This window comes from Thioclava sp., assembly GCF_048263065.1.
Lineage (GTDB): Bacteria > Pseudomonadota > Alphaproteobacteria > Rhodobacterales > Rhodobacteraceae > Thioclava.
This window is the reverse complement of the sequence record NZ_JBLXEM010000037.1, coordinates 1-18,538: the sequence shown is the minus strand read 5'-3', so window position 1 is coordinate 18,538 and position 18,538 is coordinate 1. Positions and strand designations below refer to the sequence as shown.

The window sequence follows — 18,538 nt, the reverse complement described above, 5'->3', positions numbered from 1 at the left end:
AGCCCTTCGCCTATCTCAAGGCAACCCTCACAGCGATCGCCAATGGTCACCCACAAAGCGGCATCGACGATCTGCTCCCGTGGAACTTCAAGACGTCAAGCTGACCCGACAGTGCCCTCCTGAGAACGCTTACGATGATCTGTTCCTTTGAAAGGTACTTTCTCGTTACAGTCCTCATTTGCCTCCATCTTTGCAACCACAAAGATATATGACGATCTCGTACTGGCTCTTGCTCGTCGGATCGCTGGCGATGCTCAAGTCAATGTCCAGTTTGGGGCCGGACACGATTGGGTGCCGTTATTTCGTTCGTGAATTCCGAACGAAAAGACTGAGGATGTCTCCCGATCCGTTTTCCCAAGTCTTTCCAACAGGGACGAATTTGAAGGACGGTAGCACACCCATTTTCATCGTGGGATTGCTCGTGGTCGCAAAGACGCCGTTTCCGGTCGCAAGGCGCATCACTTCTGCCACCAATGCTTTCGCTATGCCTTGGCCTGAATGTTCGGGCGAAACTGAGACATAGCCGAGCTCGCGCGGATATTCGCTTTCCGGTAGCGAGTAGCCGGCCTTTGCGGCTTCTTGAAGGCCAGATCGGTATCCAACCGACGGAACTTTCAAGGCAGCAACGCCAATCGTTTGGCCATCGACTTCTGCGAAGACGATTTGAGCCCCCGGTCTTACCGCGCCTCTCCGGACATAGTTCTCATTAACGGCACCGCCTGACCCAACCAACTCGACGAAGGTATCCAACTCTTCTTCTGTGGCCGTCTCACCAAAAAGGGTTCTGTACTCGATCATACGGGCTCGGATCAAACTTTAAGTTTGAAAGCTACTTAGACCGGATGACCGTTTTGGGGAAGTTGTAATGAAGCAGCGCTTCCTTATACAGACGGCAAGTTTGGGCCGGTCAGGTTCCGAAGGGCGACTACAGTTCGCAACTATGTAGCGGCAGCGTTCTGCACACTCCTGCCCTTGGTATGCTGCACAGCGAACGGCAACTCCCCGCCCGACGTTTCCGTAAGACTACTGCGGCCTACTTCGTGGAAAACCGAGCCGTACCGGGCAGTGACCAGAAGATGGAGTTGGCCTCGTCAAGCCGACCCCAGAAGAACTCTCGCCCCAAGCTTTCCAGTCGAGATTGGGCTTTCTCCTTGAAAAGCGCTTCGCTCGTTTCGGCTGATTTCTTATCTGCGAAGGGCTGCGAGATCATGGAGATCATCCATTTGCCGCTGGCAGCCGGGGGAATCCCTGCGTTCAATTCCGCCAGCCGCCGCTTCGTGTCGTTCGAAACGCCGATCTTCATGGCGACGGACTTGTCACCGAACTCCTTCCGTCGATTGAGCAGCGCGTGCCCGTCACCTTCAAAGACGGCGAGGTAGACGTAGGCCTCGCCGTCCTCGTAGTTAACCGTACGCTCGCCATGGCTGCCAGGGAAAGCCCGGGATGGTTTGAACACTTGGCCGAACGGGATTGTCCTCGACTCCTGCGTTTCCACCGGGGGTTCGCCGAAGACGTTGACCTCCCGAACCCTGATCTTCAGGGCCTGTGCGATCTCGTCGTCATCCAGTTCCGCACCATGAACGGCCAGAGCCTGCCCGGCCTCTGCGCGATAGGAGCGATACGCGATCTGGCTGATCAGCAGCTTCTCCTCAGTACGCCACGCCCGCCGCACCGGGATAGCGTAGCTCCATCGGCCCAACCAGCCTCGTTCGCGTTTGCGTTCCATTCCGAAGTCCGAGGCCTTATCCTCGTCACGGATCGCGCGTGCCTCGATCTCGAGAAATCCAAGAACGTAGGATCGCTCGGCCTTATCCGTCTCGGAAGTGCTGGCGCCGTAGATCATGATCAGGTCGCCATCGCTGAGTTTGCGCAGGTAGGCGTCGCGGTCGGTCTCCTTGGACCAGCCGACATAGCCATCCTCTTCGGGGCTGAACCCGTAGAAGGAACGGATGCGAATGCGTTTGCCGTCTGGCAGGCCATTGCTCATTGTGTGGACTTCCTTGGTCAGGCGGGCTTCGAAACCCCGATGGGATCATACAGGCGGAGGGCGCAGGACCGGCAGGCGGTCTTGGTCGAACACATCGTTCGACAGTGCGGTCAGGCGGGAGAGCGAAATCGGGCGCTGGCCGTTCTTTTGCATTGCGCCAGCAGCGGCCCAGGCGACGGGACCAGGGCCGTTGAAGACCACGCGGATCGGGCCGCCGACAGGGCGGTGCAGGACGATCAGGTGCTCGGGCTCATGGCGGATAGCGACGCCACGGCCCTGGGTCAGCTTGATCTCGACCTGCCGGCCATCACGGGCGCGGGCGTCGTGACCTTGGGTGGAGGCCGGGTTCAGGCTGAGGTCGAACATGTAGGCGGCGACGACTTCACCGATGCTTCCAATAAGATGACCGTCGAGGGTGAATTTCCGACCGGGAAAAATTCGCTCGAGGCCATCAGCCGCGGTGTAGAGATCGTCGAGCAGACAAGTGACGCGCGCCCAGTCGACGTTCTCGCTCATTCGGCGGCCTCCAGGGCGGTTGCCGCCGGCTCCAGTGCTTCGTGGAGGAGGGCTTCGAGGAGGTGAGTGCGGGTGGTGTCGGCGGTGGTCAGGGCGGCCTCCAGCCGGTCGCAAACGGCCATGAGGGCGTCGACCTTGGCTACGATGCGGTGTTGTTCGGCAAGAGGTGGGATCGGAATTGGCAGCGCTCTAAGCGTTCCGAGGTTCAAGCCCTTGTAGGCGATCCCCCTCAGATTCCCCTGAATGTGATCCCAGAAGAATGGTGAAAGCACCAGGTAGACAATGTATTGAGCTGATATTTTCTCAGAGACCGGTACGACTGCGACCTCGCGCGCAATATTGTACCCAGCCAAAGCTTTTGGCACGTGGGCTACGCCCCCCAAAGTTCCGCGGATGTTGATCAGCACCTCGCCGCCTTCCAATCGGGTTCGAATATACTGCGCTTCGATGTCTTCCTGGACCTTCCTGACAGTTCGGGTTTCAATGTAGCCCGGCCGCACATCGCTACAGCGTAGCGTTGGAATTCCCCCCGACGTTGGCTCATTTCCGAGTTTGATGACGCCGTAAGATATCTCTCTATCCGGCTGGATTACGTCCTGAACTCTCGCACTCGCCCAGCCTTTAGGGATGGAGAATAGAAGGTCATCACTCCCCACTTTTGCCGCTTTTTTCTTTCGCGTTTCACCGTCGATCTTCCGCAGTAATTCCGCTGCCGGTTCATCCGCTACATCCTGTTCCACCAGTTTGCCACGGACGGCGAGGTTTAGGATGGTTTGGCGGAGGGTCTTGATCTGGTCGGGGCGCGTGGTGAGGGCGGGGAGTGCCTCGAGGGCGAAGTTAGCGTGGGTGGGGAAGTCCTCTGGAGTCGTATCGGGGGCGGTCAGGCGGGCGAGGCTGGCGGCGGTGAGCTTGTCGCGCAGCTCCTCCCGCGACTTGCGGGCCTCCTCCAGCCGATCACAGAGTGCCATAAGCTCATCGACCTTGGCGACGATCCGGTGCTGTTCGGCGAGAGGTGGAAGCGGAACCGGGATGCGGTCCATACGGTTCTTCGGTAGTCCGCCACGCCCCGCGCCGGTCTGCTCTCCAATCACGTATCCCTGGAAAAACGGCGACCGAATGAGAAGGTGCAGGTAGTCCTCCGTGCCAGAAGCAGCAGTGCGAATGATCGCTACGTGCTGGCTAACGTTTGCGCCCGCGAACTTGTCGGGAACACATGTGCAGCGACCGATGGAGCCGCCAGTGATATTCAGCAACAGGTCCTTGGCTTTGACCTGCGTGCGCTTCATTTTTTGGTTGGTTTCGTCGCTGATGAATACGACGTCATCAAGGCGGAGACCATCATCATAAATGTTCTGGGATCTCAGAAACGGCGTTCCTTCATCCGCATATGCGGATTTTCCGCCGCGCGGAGTGCTGCCGGAACCTGTCTGCAGCGCAATCACACCGACGCGCGTCCAGAGCCATCCGAGCGGAGCCTGAAAAGGCGTTTCGCTTGGCTGCAACGGGTCGGCTTTGATTTTGACACCTTCTTTGGTCTGTAGAGCCTTTGCCGCTTTCATGAGGACCGACGCAGGCTCATCCGCTGCATCCTGTTCCACCAGCTTTCCACGCACCGCCAAATCCAGCACAAACCGCCGCAGCCGTGCGATGGCGTCCGGCGCTTCGCTGATCTGCTCGTAAACCTGCAGCAACCGTTCCGCGTTCATCGGGCCAGCGCCTCGGTCAGGATGGCCTTCAGCTCGGCCCGCAGGCTGTCGACCTTGCCTTCCGCCTTGGTCAGATCATTCAGCAGGGTCTCTGGGTCGCCCCAGTCCTCTGCCTCCACATGCGGGTTCTTGATGTCGAGGTTGAAGCCGCGCTCGCGGATCTCGTCAATCGACACTTTCCACGCGCGCTCGCTTTCCTGCCGCCCCTCGCGGGTAGGCCCACCCCACCATGCGGCGCAGTCGTCCAGATGCTCCAGCCGGATCGGCTTGGTCATGGAATAGGCCTTCTGCGTCTCGGGGACTCGGTGTTCCCAATACCAGATGTCCTGCGTGGGCGTGCCCTTTTCAAAGAACAGCAGGTTGGTGCCGATGGAGGCATAGGGTTTGAAGACCGAGTTCGGCAGCCGCACGATGGTATGCAGGTTGCATTCCTCGAGCAGGTGCTCCTTGAGCCGGGTCTTGATGCCCTCGCCAAAGAGCGAGCCATCGGGCAGGACCACGGCGGCGCGGCCATTGTGTTTCAGCAAGCGGATGATCAGGGCAAGGAACAGGTCAGCGGTTTCGCGGGTGCGGAAGGTGGGGAAGTTGTTTTCGATCCCATCCTCTTCCTTGCCGCCAAAGGGCGGGTTGGACAGGACGATGTCGACCTTGTCCGCCTGTCCCCAACTGACCAGCGGGCGGGCGAGCGTGTTGTCATGGCGCACCCATGATGGCTCCTCCACCCCGTGCAGCAGCATGTTGGTAACACAAAGCATGTGGGGCAGGGGTTTCTTCTCGACCGCGCGCAGGGAGGCCTGCATCAGCGTCTCGTCCTCGGGGCGCTTTATGTGCTTGTCACGCATGTGGCGCATGGCGCAGGTCAGAAAGCCACCAGTGCCACAAGCGGGGTCAAAGAGGACCTCGCCCGGTGCGGGGTCGATCTGCTGAACCATGAAGGCGGTAACCGCACGGGGCGTGTAATATTCACCCGCGTTGCCTGCGTTTTGCAGGTCGTTCAGCAGCTGTTCGTAGATGTCGCCAAAGTGCTGGCGTTCGGTGAGATTGTTAAAATCGACTTCGTTGATCTTGTTGATCACCTGCCGCAGAAGCTGGCCGGATTTCATGTAGTTGTAGGCGTCCTCAAAGACATCGCGCACGACCTTGGCGCGGGGGCCTTTTTGCGGAGAGAGTTGTTTGAGGCGCGGGAACAGCTCGTCGTTGAGAAACTCCAGAAGCGTGTCGCCGGTGATGCCCTCGGGATCCGCGGCCCAGGCCCGCCATTGCAGGTCCTCGGGGATGGGCGAGGTGTAGTCGTCTTGGGTGATTTCCAGCGCTTCGTCTTGGTCATCCATGATCTTGAGGAAGAACATCCAGACCAGTTGGGACATGCGCTGGGCATCACCATCGACGCCAGTGTCTTTGCGCATGATGTCTTGGATGGATTTGACGAGGTTGCGGACGGACATGGGTTAAGCACTTTCTTCGTAAAGCGCCGTTTGCATCTCATGCACGGCGCGAATGTAGTCGTTCTTTTTGCCGAAGGCGCGGATCAGTTCAACCTCGGTGCCCATGCCGGAGAATGGATTGATTTTCAGGATCTTCGGGTCGTCTATACTGATGACGCCGTCGTCGGAGTATTTTTCAAGCAAGGCTTCAAGAACAGCGCGAGCCTGCGGGCGGTATTTGGTGAACACGTCTCGCTTGAGCACATTGTCGGCCCGCTCTTTCCTGGTCAGAGGCTTGGCATCAAATGCGATATGGCAGATCAGGTCGAATGGGTCGAGGTCAAACCCCAGCTCGTCCGCGATCAAATCGAGGGGAAGCCCCTCTTCGGCCAGCTCTTCGATAAGCGCATGTTTACGCTCTGTCTGCTTCCAACGTCGCAAGAAGTCATCAAGGCTGGTAAAGCGCTGGCGCATAGCCTTGCGCGTGTAGTCGCGGAGGGACTCGGTCATGAGCTTACCGTTCTCATCAAGGTATTCGACGCGCTCGGCTACGATGTCAGCGCCTACGCCATCGATGTAAACCTTGGGGCGCGGGCCGGTCTTGGTATCGTTGGTGAGGTTCTGGTTATTCGGATCGATCAGAATTGTCTCGTTTTCCGCGGGTGTCTCACTGCGCGACGCGCCTTCGTTCTCCGGCGTTTCATCCGGTGGGGTCACAGGGTCATCCTGACCGGGTTCGTAGATTTGAACAGGCTCGCCGTCGAAGTCCGGATCCGCGAAATGGCTGGAGGCACCGCGGAAATCCATCAGCGTGAAGAACAGCTTGCGTGTATCTTCATGCACCCTCGTGCCGCGCCCGACGATCTGCTTGAACTCCGTCATGGACCCGACTTCGCGGTCGAGCACGATCAGGCGGCAGGTCTGGGCGTCTACACCGGTAGAGAGGAGTTTGGACGTTGAAACGATCACTGGGTATGTAGCTTCTGGATCGATAAAGTTCCCAAGTTGATCAATCCCCTCTTTGTCGTTCCCGGTGATCCGCATCACGTATCGCGCATTCTTTGCGACGAGGTCAGCGTTTTCGTTTACCAGCGCTTGCCGCATGCGCGCTGCATGCTCTTGATCCACGCAGAACACGATGGTCTTGGCCATGGGGTCGCCGCTTTCGCGGAGGAACTCGGTTATCTTTCGCGCGACCAGCTTGGTGCGGTCGTCCAAAACCAGTGTGCGGTCGAAATCCTTGGCGTTGTAAATGCGGTCCTCGACCTCTTCGCCATCCCGATTTAGTTGGCCTTTTTCCGGGCGATATCCCTGAACGTCACGGTCGACATGGACTTTGATGACTTTGTAGGGCGCAAGGAAACCGTCGCGGATGCCTTGCTTCAAGGTGTAGCTGAAGACTGGCGGCCCGAAGTAGTCGATGTTCGACGCGTATTCCGTTTCCTTGGGGGTCGCCGTCAGGCCGATCTGTACGGCTGAAGAGAAATGATTGAGGATCTCCCGCCAAGCGGAATCCGCCGATGCGCTCCCCCGATGACATTCGTCGATGATGATCAGGTCGAAGAAGTCCTTGGAGAACTCACGGAAGATCTTCTGGCTTTCGTTCGGCCCGGTGATGGCTTGGTAGAGCCCAAGGTAAATTTCATAGGAGGAGTCAATGCGACGCTTATTGTCCATCGCAAGCGTGACGCTCTCCTTGGTTCCGTCTGGCCGCTCGATGGTCTTTGACTGGGTCGACAGTTTCGCCATCTTGCCACTGAAGGGACGGAAATCGTTGACCATGGTTTGGTCGATAAGGACATTTCGATCTGCCAAGAACAGAACGCGTTTCCCAGGAAACGCCTGTCGAAAACGCCAGATGATCTGAAAGGCCGTATAAGTTTTGCCGGTGCCAGTCGCCATGACCAGAAGGACGCGATCCTGCCCCTTGGCTATTGCCTCCATCGTCTTGTTAATGGCATTGACCTGATAGTAGCGCGGTTCCTTGCCCGACCCGTCATCGTGGTAGTCCTCAAGAGCTATCTTTTCTTCAGCGTCGGACAGCCCTTTCCAAGCTTTGTAGCGTTGCCAAAGCTCTTGGGGGCTGGGAAATTCATCCAAGCCCAACGACTGTTCGACCATGGATGAAGATCCAGTCCGATCGTGAAAGACAAAGCCATCGCCGTTCGATGAAAACACGAACGGGATATCCAGCGTGTCTGCATAGCCAAGCGCCTGTTGCATGCCCCCGCCGACGGGCTGCTTGTTATCTTTCGCTTCGATTAGAGCTATAGGGATATTGGGCTTTGCTGACAGGATGTAATCAGCACGCTTGCCTTCGCCGCGGCTGACCATCTTCCCGCGAACAATGATCCGGCCCTTGGTAAAACTTACCTCTTCGCGGATCTGGCTGTTAACATCCCAGCCTGCTGATACAAGAGCTGGAGTGATGAACTTTGTGCATATATCGCGCTCACTTAGGCTCCGCTTGTCCATGTTATCCTGCCGAAAATGAAATCTAAAAAGTATCTCCAGACGCTACTTCGGAATACGCGAACATGACAAGCGTGCGCTATCGCAAAGATTGAAACGCGCTCCAGCGCTTTTCGCCTGACACGCTGAGTCGCGCGGATTAACGTCGGCACAATGACAACTGCTGATTGGTCCGATATTGAGAACGATATGATCGTCGCGGGGTATTTTGCTATGCTCAGCGACGAGCTGTCGGGTCGTCGTTACAACAAGGCCGCCCAGAACCGCTCCTTGCAAGATCAGATCGGTCGCAGTCGAGGTTCCATTGAATTCAAGATGTGCAACATCTCCGCCGCCTTGCGGGGCTTTGGACTGCCAACGATCAAAGGTTATGCACCAAGGTTCAACTTCCAGATGTCGCTGGCCGAAGCCGCCGCCCGTTGGTTGGCACGAAATCCTGAGTGGGAAATGGCGCTTCACGGTAAAGCACAACGGGGATTGGCTGAGGCTGCGCCTCTCTTCATCGGTGTCGCGCCAACCCTTCGAAATGCGCCACCTCCGGATGAGTTGGAGCAGATGCAGCGCATCGCCCGGCGGTTTGATGCCGTCGGCCGTGACGAACGGAACCGGGCGCTTGGATATGCCGGTGAGGAGCGGGTGTTTCACCATGAGCGCGCGACCCTAACCCAGTACGGCCGGAATGACCTCGCGGCGCGGGTGCGCTGGGTATCTAAGGAAGACGGCGACGGGTTGGGCTACGACATTGCCAGCTTCACACCTGAGGGGCATGATCGCCTGATCGAAGTCAAAACGACGAACGGGTGGGAACGCACACCTTTTCATATCTCCCGCAACGAACTGGAGGTTGCGGAGGAAAGGCGGGAGCATTGGCACTTGCTACGTGTCTATGAGTTTGCGCGCGATCCAAAGGCTTTCGAGTTACGGCCACCGCTTCAAGCGCACGTATCCCTGACTGCGACGAGTTTCCAAGCCAGCTTTGGATGACTGCAAGCTGACGATAAGCCAGCATGTATGTGGTATCTGTCATTTTGATCTCGAGAGATCGGCAAGCAGTGGTCGCAGCGGGAGACGATGAGACCGTTCGAGATTGGATACATTCTGCGCAGTGACGCAAAAATACCGCTGATGAAAACGCCATTCGTTGCTGGCGTTTTGCTTCTCGCGGTGGGCTGACACGCCTCCTTACGAATCGTTTTGCAGCCTTGTCGGCCCCTGGTCTTTTCACCGCGTTCGATATTCCGAGAGAACTGTTGCAAATTTACCCTTTGCCTGGCGAGTGATTGAGGCCATTACAGGCGATTTCGTCAGCGATTAAATTTTTTCACGCGATCGTCTATGAGGCGTCGCTCGAGCGCAATTCTATTTTAAGATGGAAAATCAGAAACTTATCGGTCAGGCAAAAGCCCCTTGGGATCACTTTATTTTGGACGGAAACGATTTCGACAAATTTATTTCGCGCAAAATCAGCTGTTGTTGGGGAGCGCGCAATGGGTAGTTTCTCGTCCTCAAGCGAAGGCTGACCGGCAGATCACACCGACCGGGACGCAAATTTTTCTTCGTGAAACAGGCTGTCAGCCAACCTTTCAGTCAACAACGTCGGAACTCGGCGACGATTGCGAGGCCACAGCCAAGAGGAGATGAACGATATGGTCAAGGAAACAGAATAAGCCACAAAAATACGCAAGCCCATCCGATGTGAAGCTTGCAGCAAGGACCACCTGAATCCTCAGGAGTCCACACAAACAAAACCAGAAATCGGTATCGCCGCCTTTGGGCAGCGTCGGAGTGAATTCCGGCGAGCGATATCCTCATGCCAAAAGGAAAAAGCATGAATTACTTGTCAGATGGCGGCCTCAAGATGCCAGAGCGGATTCAGACATCCCGGGAAGTCGCCAAAGGTCGCCGCGAACATTTCACCGGTCAGTTCACTTTCGGGCCTGACGAAGGTCAAACCATGGCTATCGAGAGCCACACCGAACTGTGCACAGCTCTGGTGACCATCGCACGACCTGATGTGGCTGGCCTGGAGAACCAGGTGCCGTTCAAATGGGTGGAGCCGAACGGCAAAACTGCGACGCATCATTTCGATTTCCGTGTTCTGATGGCCGACGGCTCTCGCCGGGCGATCATGGTGAAATCCGAATACCGCCGTCGCCAGCCGAAAGTTCAACGCGAGTTGGCACAGATTGCAGCTCAGGTGACGCCGGATTTTGCAGATGATGTGGTCATTATGACCGAGAGGGATCTCGACCCTGTCGAACTTTTCAACGCCGAGATGATGCACGAAATGCGCCGTCCCGATCCTGAGGCCGACGCGATTGGACGCAGGATCATGAATGAAATGGTCGCCTCGGTGCAAATCCAGGATCTGGTCGATGCCATAGGTCTCGGCGCGCGGGGCTTCCGGGCCATTGTTCGGCTGATTCGCTCCCACGAACTTAAACTCGTCGTCAAGGTGCGTATCGCGCACGAAGCTTACGTCTGCCGGAGGATTTTCAAATGATCGCCACCACACCCAGTTCCGTACAGCCCAAGTTTTCGTTCTCCGAATATGATGGCATCGTCATCGGCGGGCAGCCTCACCGTTACTTTCAGACCCGAGAGGAGGGGCACATTTTCGTCGCGGCGAAAGGCACGGGCGTACCCCAGGTTATGACCAATGCCGAAATCAGCCGCTACCTTGCGGTTGGCAATTTTGAGTGCACACCAAACGAATTCCAGCCTGAGCAACTACGCCAGCGCCTTCTGCCGGAGGGTGATCTCCTTTCACTGCGCGGCGCTAAGGCGCAGAGGAAAGCAAGCATGCGTTTCGCTGTGGTGAAAGCCTTCCGTGAACTTCTGAATGACAAAACCAACGACGTCACTCGGATCGCCACGTCTGTCAGCCCAGTCCTCGGGTACATCAGGATGCGGGCTGGCGAAATCATGGAAAAGGAACAGCCCGAGGGCGACAGCGAATATCTCGCTGTTCCCAAAAAGCTGGGCGCGAAAACTGTGCTGGAATGGGAAAGGAGGGAGCGTCGGTTCGGCCTGCCTGGTCTTTACGATAAGAGCGCGGAGCGCGGGAACCGGGATCGCCGGATGACCGCTGACGAGTTGATGCTCATGGGTAAGGTTGTCAGCAACTACCTTAACGACCAGCGGCCGTCACAGAAAATCATATTCGATAACGTGAAAACCGCGTTTGCCGAGGAGAATGAGCGGCGCCGAACTGAGGGCGAGCCGAAAATCGTCTGCCCGTCGCGCGAGACCGTGCGCCAGGCAATCCGCAAGCTCGACCCGTTTGACGTGACCTTGTCTCGGCATGGTCGCCAAGCAGCGAACCGTGAGTTCGCCCCCGTAGGCATGGGCCTGCAAGTCGAGCGGCCTATGCAAAGGGTCGAGTTCGATGAGTGGGAAGTGGATGCGATCACCCTCATGGCTGAAGGTGGATTGTACCACCATTTGACCGAGGAGGAGAGAAAGAAGCTTGGTCTCGACAAGAAGAAAGCGCGCTGGTGGGTTACCGTAGCCATCTGTTGCGCAACCCGCTGTATTGTCGGGATGGTCATATCGCGCAGGCCGAATTCTCAAAGCGCGTTGCGCGTGATCGAGATGATGATGCGAGACAAGGGCGTCTGGGGAGATGCCTGTGGTGGCCTCACGGCTTGGAACCAGTTCGGGTGGCCGTCTGTCATTGTCACGGATTGCGCGGCGTACAATATCTCAAGCTTGATCCAAGCCCGAACCTCGGACCTTGGGATAACGGTAGAGTACTGCCCGGCCGGCGACCCGCATTTGAAAGGACGCATCGAGCGGGTGTTCGGTACATTCGCAACTCAGCTTATGCCCAGGTTGAGCGGGCGCACCTTTAGCAACAGCGTCAAGCGGGGTGATTATGAATCCGAAGAACGCGCGGTCCTTAACCCGGATGAGTTCTGCACGGTTTTGGTTCGATACGTCGTCGACGTCTATCACCGCTCGCCCCATAGCGGGCTGGACGGTGAGACGCCGTTGGATTGCTGGAACCGGCTGGTAGAGAAATACGGGGTCCAGCCCCCGCCTGATCTTGGGCGTCGACGTTTGATTTTTGGCCAAGAGCGGGAACGCTCTGTGACCAAGCAGGGGATTACTATCTTGGGAATTCGCTATCACTCACATGTTCTGGCACGCTTCATGACCAAGTCGCAGGATCGCAAAGTCGCAATCCGGTGGTATCCTGAGGACATCGGGGCGATTTGGGCCGAATTGAATGGGCGGTGGTATGAGATACCCGCAGTCTTTGATCGGTATCAGGGTGTTTCGGCACAGGACTGGATTAACGCCGCTGCGGAAATTCGAGCGCAGAATGCCCAGGCTGCCGAGGTCAACTTTGCTGTAGTGCGCCAGGCGCTCGACTACATCAAGGAAACCAATAGCGCCGCCATGACACGTGTCGGCCTCACCATGCAGGACTGGTCCGAAAAACGTGAGGATTATGAAGACGACCGCCTGTTCATCGGTTTCACGATATCCGAGACGGAGCCAAAGAGCCCCTATGAGGAAGACCGAAGTAACTGGGGAACGAGCCTTCCAACAGCCGGATCAGCGACTTCGGTAACTTCTGAACCCAAATGTAGGGGTGACGTTGCGGAAACTTCTTCCGGCGACCCTCGTCCGATCCAATTTCCGGATTCTCAGCCAGGCGATGATGCCGACGGGGCTGACAACAGCAGCGATTGGTCCATGGAGGATAAATAAACATGAACACGACAATCTCACCCATCAACGCAAAACTCGCAGCCGTCGATCGGCTGCGGGAAAAGCATATCTCGACACCGCGGGACGTTCAGTTCCGCAGCTATTTGGATCGGCTTTTACAACGCGATGAGCATGGCAACCTGATCGCAGCGCCGCGGCTCTACACCAAGGATGGCGATGCCCGTGGTATCGCCGTGGTGGAGCCCGCGGGCGGCGGGAAAACCTCTCTGGTCTACCATGGTCTCAAAAACCATCCAGCGCTTCAGCCGCGCGATGCGGTCCATCAACCTTGGGTCGGGGTTCGCGTGCCCAGCCCGGCGACAGCCAAAAGCCTCGCTATCGAGATCCTGGGCGCAAGCGGATATCCGGTTTCGCGCTCAAACTCCGTCACCGAAGATGACCTCATGCGTAAAGTGCGGCACCACTTCAAACTGCGGGGCACGGCGATCCTTTGGATCGACGAGGCCCATGACCTCTTTGGCGCCGGCAGCAGGTTCAAGATCGACGTGTTCCTGAAAACGGTCCGCAACCTGATGCAGGGCGACGGAGCGGTTAGCGTCGTGTTGAGTGGCCTCGAGAGCCTTTGGCAGATAGCATCCTGTGATGCCCAGGTCACACGCCGCTACTGGCGGATGCCATTGGGTGATGTCTCCCCGCATTCTGATCGCAAGGCTCTGTTTGGTGTCATTACGGATTTCTGCCACGCTGTCGGCATGCGACCGCCCTCAGAAGATGATCTTGTGGATCGGTTGGTCCACGCCAGCCGCAACCGCTTCGGTCGCTGCATGGAAAACATCCTCGCGGCGCTTGAAGCGGCTGCTCTGGCTGACGCCGATGAATTGACCATGCAACATTTCGCGGAGAGCTGGGGCATGCAAGAAGGCTGTGGCATGGGCCAGAACGTCTTTCTTGCACGCCACTGGGCCAAGATCGATTTGAGTGAGGCCAAGTTCGCCGGAGGAGCGTATTAATGCTTTTGCCTAATTTGCCATTTATTCTGGACGAAAGCCCGCTCTCATACGCAAGCCGATTGGCGAAGTTTCATATCGGAGATGAGGTTGTCGCATTCCTGAAAGATATTGGGGTCAAGCCGCAGGACATGGCCGCCAATAAAGAAGGGGCAATTGCACGTTTGGCTGAGCTCTCCAGTGTTCCGCTCGGCGAGCTCCACGCCAATGTCGCCATCCCGGTTGGGGAGCGTCGCTACGATCTTCGCGGTGAGCTGGTCACCGCTGAGTTTTTGACGAATCCTCATACTATGTTTTGCCCAGCATGCCTTGCCGAAGATGACGAAGAGGCTGGGCGCCGCGGTCGCTGGTTATGGACCTTGTCAGTTGTCAGGACATGCCCACGTCATAAAATCCCGCTGATGCGCCGGGCCAAACGCAAATGGGCCGATCCGTTTCACGAGCTTGAGCGCCGTGTTCCCGAGCGCGGTGAACAACTTCAAGCTTTGATTGACGAAGCACAGCATCGCCCAGTGTCGCCACTTCAAGAATATGCCGTCAACCGTCTTAACGGAAAAGTTGGTCCCGAATGGCTGGATGCGCAGTCACTGGAGCAGGCGGTCAGAGCGACAGAGCTTTTGGGGGTACTTCTGGAATTCGGGCCTGAGCAAAAATTGCCAGAGCTGACGGCGGATGACTGGGATCATGCAGGTGGCGTCGGCTTCGAATGTACTTCGCGCGGCGAAGCAGGTATCCGCGAGGCCCTGGAAGCGCAGTTCAGGAAATTCGCCGATGCTTCCGGTACTCCCGGAGCGCGAAAGACCTTTGGGTGCTTTTACAAGGCGATCGCATATTCCAAGTCCCTCAAGGACCCGGGCGACATCGTGCGCATCCTCCGCGAGGTCATCACCGAGAACATCGCCATGCCGGGCGAAACCAAGGTGCTGGGGGAAACGCTTTGCGAACGTCAGCTTCATACGGTCGCTTCACTCGCAAAGGAGCAGAACCTCGATTCCCGGACACTCGCCGACGTGTTGGTAGCAGCTTCAGTGATACCCGAAAATGCGCCCGCCCATTACCCGATCCCTGTGCAAAAGGGGCGGGAGGTCGCCAGTCGTGTGAAACGCATGGTGCATGTGATATCGTTGCCCAATGCGTTGGCTTGCGCTCGCCCGCTGACGGATCAGCTTTTTGAAGAGCGGCTGATCACTCCCATTTACTACGGGAAGCCAGGAACCAGAGGGCACACCCAGAAGGCCGTGGATTGCGAGGAGATTGCCATGCTGGTTGGTAAGCTGCACGCGAGGGCGGGCAAACTGAATGCCGAAACTGATGGGTTGGTTCCGATCTCGAAAGCTGCGGAGAAGGCTAAAGTACGAGCCGTAACCGTGGTGCATATGGTTCTCGGGGGATTTCTCGGACGCGTCTTTCACCTGGCTGGTAAGGACGGGGTAGGTGCGCTCCGTGTGGATCCGGTAGAGGTTAAGCGGCATGCCACAGTCTGCACGGAGGGGCTCTCACCGATGGCCGCCTTCAGTGCGCTGAAGATTCCGAAGGACATTGGGTGGCGGTTGGTGGACCGCTGTCCTGAGGAGCTGAGCTTAGCCGTTCACTGGATCACTGGACCGGATGATGCCCACCGCATCCCAAGGCTCAATCCGGAGGTCGTTGCCAATTTCAAGCGCAACTTCATTCATCCGGCGCGGATCGCCGAGCACCATGGCCTGCAGGTTGGAGAGGTCGTCGGCCGGTTGAAGCGTCGAGGTATTCGGCCCGTTTTGAACAAAGCTGAGATTGGTGTGGACTTCTATCGAGCCAGCGTTCTCGATCTGGATCTATTCACTTAACATAAGGGGCCTTACGAGTTCTTCTTTTCTCTTTGGAGGCCCAGCTATCATATAGAGGCGAAATCGTTGCATAGAATGCAAATGGATCGAGTCTGAATATGGTGAAATAATAGCGTGTCTTTGCCACAACTTGGCCGCATTCGCTCCTCACAGGTTAGCAGTATTAATTTATAATAAAGGAGACGATTTTATGGGTAAAGGACAAGGTAACGGCGGGGGATGGCCTTCGCAGACTGGAAATCCCTCTGGCGGTGGTCGTTCGAATGGCCCGGCCGGCGGGGGCAAGGGCAAGTAAGCCTGCGAAATAGACATTTAGAAGAGATTATTATTACTTTTCAGATGTACGCTGTAAGATAATCGCCGCTCGAATAGAGCGGCGATTTTTCGTTTTTCTTAATCAAGTTGTTTGTGAACTTGGACCTTAGGTGATTGGGTGTCCGGTACGTAATGTTCCGAATGCTTTTGACGCGGTATTAATTGATCGGAATACTGGACTTTAATCGATTGTCGAATATCTATTGTGTCGGCCTGCGTATGTAGAGGGTTTAGTAAAATCAATAACTTACGCTTCTTCAGTAGCTATTATTCGGTTGTCTGTACACAAAACCTCACCCGTATTCCTCAAACCATTGCGTCCAATTTTCGGATCCCCAAGATCTGCAGTTGAATGCACAATCAAGGCCGCGCGCCTGTGTGTGGTGTTGCTTCGAGTCAGCGATCAACACCCTCACCGAACCCGCTTCACTTGCGTCTCACGATAACGGTCACTCAAATCCGGCGCGCTTGGCCTGTGTCACCAGTTCCGTGACCCTCTCGGCATTGTTTGCCGCGACTTGTCCGTCTGCGTTCAAGCGGTTGTTCTCGAATCCGATCCGGGTCTTGCCGCCGTGGCGCATGGCCTCGATCAGGCAGGCGGTTTCTTGAGGGCCGAAGGCGCAGGCGGCCCAGTCGGCGTCCGGCAAGGCCGATTTTAGCCTTTGTGCCAGTGCTGCGACTTCCGTGGGTGTGCTGGTCTGGCCGCTGGTATAACGCCCCAGAACGATCAGGGTCTTCAGCCCGTCGCGGGGGATATCGCCTTGCGCGACAAGCCGGGCAAGATGGGCAATATCCGCGGCGTCATAGAGAATGTGTTGAACGTCGATCTTCGCTTCGGCGCACATGGCAAAGAACCGTCGGGTGACGGCATTGTCTTGATTGGCCGTGATCTCGCGCAGCGCGACCGACACGGCGCGCGGTTTCAGGGTTTCGACCAGATGGCGTTGTTGAGCGGGGGTAAAGCGGCCCGCGGCCTCGCTGGTGATCTGAACATAGAGGTCAGGGGCGCGCTGGCCGAGCTCGCTCAGAAGCTCGGCATAAAGCCCGACGTCCAGAACATGCCGTTGCTCGGTATCGCGCACATGCGCATGAAGGCCATCGGCACCCGCGGCATGGCAGGCTAGGGCGCAGGCGACCGTCTCTTCTATGGTGACGGGGAGGGCAGGGTGGTCCGCCTTGGTCAGCCGCGCCCCATTCGGCGCGACCATAAATCTGGGCAGTGCGGTCATGCGGCAAGCGCCTTGTCGATGGCCGTTGATAGCTTGCCCACCAGCTCATCGATCTGCGCATCCTCGATGATAAACGGCGGCGCGAGCAGCACGTGGTCGCCATATTGGCCATCGATTGTGCCAGACATCGGATAGCAGATCAGACCGGCGGCAAAGGCCTCCTTCTTGATCCGCGCGGCGAGGCCACGGGACGGATCGAACGGTGCTTTGGTGCTACTGTCGGCAACCAGTTCGATCCCGCGGAACAACCCGCGCCCGCGAATATCGCCAATGTTGTCATGATCGCCGAACTGCGCCTTTAGTGCTGCGTCCAGCTTGTCGCCCTGGGTGGTGACATGGGCCAGCAGATCGCGGTCAAGGATTTCGCTAAGCACGGCATTGGCCGCCGTGGCCGCCAAGGCGTGCCCCATATAGGTGTGGCCGTGCTGGAAGAAACCGGTGCCCGCCGCAATCGCTTCATAGATGGCGGCCGAGGTCAGCAGCGCGCCGATCGGTTGATAGCCCGCCCCAAGTCCTTTGGCGATGGTGATCATGTCTGGTGCGACGCCGTCCTCGGTGCAGGCGAACAGGTTGCCGGTACGGCCCATGCCACACATCACCTCGTCTAGGATCAGCAGCACGCCGTATTGGTCGCAAATCTCGCGGATACGCTTGAGATATCCCGGCACGGCAGGAACCGCGCCAGAGGTCGCACCCACGACAGGCTCCGCGAGGAAGGCCATCACCGTATCAGGGCCAAGCCGCAGGATTTCGGTTTCCAGCTCATTCGCCACGCGCAAGCCGTAGGCCTCTTGCGTTTCGCCGTCCTGCCGGTCGCGGTACTCATAGCAGGGGCTGATATGGGTGGTGTCGGCAAGCAGGGGCGCGAACTGGGTACGACGCCACGCATTCCCCCCAGCTGCCAAAGCGCCCAATGTATTCCCGTGATAGCTTTGGCGGCGGGCAATGACCCGGTGGCGCTTGGGCTGCCCGATCTCCAGAAAATACTGCCGCGCGAGCTTGATCGATGCCTCGACCGCTTCGGAGCCGCCAGAGACGAGATATACCCGATCAATGCCCGCCGGCGCGTTCTCGACCAGGCGATCGGCCAAACGCTCTGCCGGATCGGACGTGAAAAAACCGGTGTGCGCGAAGGCAAGCTGGTCCATCTGGGCGTGCAGGGCGGCGCGGACAGCCTGATTTGAATGCCCCAGACAGGAAACAGCAGCGCCGCCCGAGCCATCAAGATATCTGCGTCCGTCCGCATCGATCAGATAGCAGCCGTCCCCCTTGGTGGCGACCGGCAGCGCGCCTTTGGTGGATCTGCCGAAGATATGACTTTTCATGACTGTAGTCCTTGCTTGAAGACGCGCTTTGGGTGACGTGACATCAGCACT

Annotated in this window: 14 protein-coding genes; 6 read left to right on the top strand and 8 right to left on the bottom strand. The window is 57.4% G+C overall.

Going from position 1 to position 18,538, the window contains the following annotated elements; genetic code table 11:
• A partial coding sequence (locus ACN0SD_RS18860; protein ID WP_417809751.1) for a transposase domain-containing protein occupies positions 1–104 on the top strand: 104 nt, incomplete at its 5' end.
• 193 nt (positions 105–297) lie between these two features.
• On the opposite strand, the gene ACN0SD_RS18855 is transcribed toward ACN0SD_RS18860, so the two are convergent.
• The 6 genes from ACN0SD_RS18855 to hsdR form a co-directional block, all read right to left on the bottom strand.
• Entirely contained in the window at positions 298–798 is a 501-nt protein-coding gene (locus ACN0SD_RS18855; protein ID WP_417809750.1) for a GNAT family N-acetyltransferase, read from the bottom strand.
• A 235-nt stretch (positions 799–1,033) separates the two neighbouring features.
• Positions 1,034–1,987, bottom strand: coding sequence for a GIY-YIG nuclease family protein (locus ACN0SD_RS18850; RefSeq protein WP_417809749.1), 954 nt, complete (start codon positions 1,985–1,987; stop codon positions 1,034–1,036).
• A 45-nt stretch (positions 1,988–2,032) separates the two neighbouring features.
• Complete coding sequence (locus ACN0SD_RS18845) at positions 2,033–2,503, bottom strand: DUF6998 domain-containing protein (protein ID WP_417809748.1); 471 nt, start codon at positions 2,501–2,503, stop codon at positions 2,033–2,035.
• Complete coding sequence (locus ACN0SD_RS18840) at positions 2,500–4,209, bottom strand: restriction endonuclease subunit S (protein WP_417809747.1); 1,710 nt, start codon at positions 4,207–4,209, stop codon at positions 2,500–2,502. The genes ACN0SD_RS18845 and ACN0SD_RS18840 overlap by 4 nt, the downstream gene beginning before the upstream one ends.
• Positions 4,206–5,654 carry a type I restriction-modification system subunit M gene (locus tag ACN0SD_RS18835; protein WP_417809746.1) on the bottom strand — a complete coding sequence of 483 codons (1,449 nt, stop codon included), beginning with the start codon at positions 5,652–5,654 and terminating at the stop codon, positions 4,206–4,208. Before ACN0SD_RS18835 ends, ACN0SD_RS18840 begins: the two co-directional genes overlap by 4 nt.
• 3 nt (positions 5,655–5,657) lie before the next feature.
• Positions 5,658–8,108 (bottom strand): EcoAI/FtnUII family type I restriction enzme subunit R, encoded by a 2,451-nt coding sequence (gene hsdR / locus ACN0SD_RS18830; protein WP_417809745.1) that lies wholly within the window; start codon positions 8,106–8,108, stop codon positions 5,658–5,660.
• A 150-nt stretch (positions 8,109–8,258) separates the two neighbouring features.
• Here hsdR and ACN0SD_RS18825 point away from each other — a divergent pair, with 150 nt between their 5' ends.
• The 5 genes from ACN0SD_RS18825 (at position 8,259) to ACN0SD_RS18805 (ending at position 15,618) form a co-directional block, all read left to right on the top strand.
• Entirely contained in the window at positions 8,259–9,089 is an 831-nt protein-coding gene (locus tag ACN0SD_RS18825) for a DUF3883 domain-containing protein (protein ID WP_417809744.1), read from the top strand.
• An 844-nt stretch (positions 9,090–9,933) separates the two neighbouring features.
• Positions 9,934–10,608 carry a hypothetical protein gene (locus ACN0SD_RS18820; protein ID WP_417809743.1) on the top strand — a complete coding sequence of 225 codons (675 nt, stop codon included), beginning with the start codon at positions 9,934–9,936 and terminating at the stop codon, positions 10,606–10,608.
• Positions 10,605–12,824: a Mu transposase C-terminal domain-containing protein gene (locus ACN0SD_RS18815; RefSeq protein ID WP_417809742.1), complete on the top strand. Its 2,220-nt coding sequence runs from the start codon at positions 10,605–10,607 to the stop codon at positions 12,822–12,824. Before ACN0SD_RS18820 ends, ACN0SD_RS18815 begins: the two co-directional genes overlap by 4 nt.
• Before the next feature lie 2 nt (positions 12,825–12,826).
• On the top strand, positions 12,827–13,795 hold the full coding sequence (locus ACN0SD_RS18810) for a TniB family NTP-binding protein (RefSeq protein WP_417809741.1): 969 nt from the start codon (positions 12,827–12,829) through the stop codon (positions 13,793–13,795).
• Positions 13,795–15,618: a TniQ family protein gene (locus ACN0SD_RS18805; RefSeq protein ID WP_417809740.1), complete on the top strand. Its 1,824-nt coding sequence runs from the start codon at positions 13,795–13,797 to the stop codon at positions 15,616–15,618. Before ACN0SD_RS18810 ends, ACN0SD_RS18805 begins: the two co-directional genes overlap by 1 nt.
• A gap of 764 nt (positions 15,619–16,382) precedes the next feature.
• Here ACN0SD_RS18805 and ACN0SD_RS18800 read toward each other — a convergent pair.
• Positions 16,383–17,162, bottom strand: a complete 780-nt coding sequence (locus tag ACN0SD_RS18800) for a 3-keto-5-aminohexanoate cleavage protein (protein WP_417809739.1) — start codon at positions 17,160–17,162, stop codon at positions 16,383–16,385.
• Entirely contained in the window at positions 17,159–18,487 is a 1,329-nt protein-coding gene (locus ACN0SD_RS18795) for an aspartate aminotransferase family protein (protein WP_417809738.1), read from the bottom strand. The genes ACN0SD_RS18800 and ACN0SD_RS18795 overlap by 4 nt, the downstream gene beginning before the upstream one ends.
• Positions 18,488–18,538 lie beyond the last annotated feature (51 nt).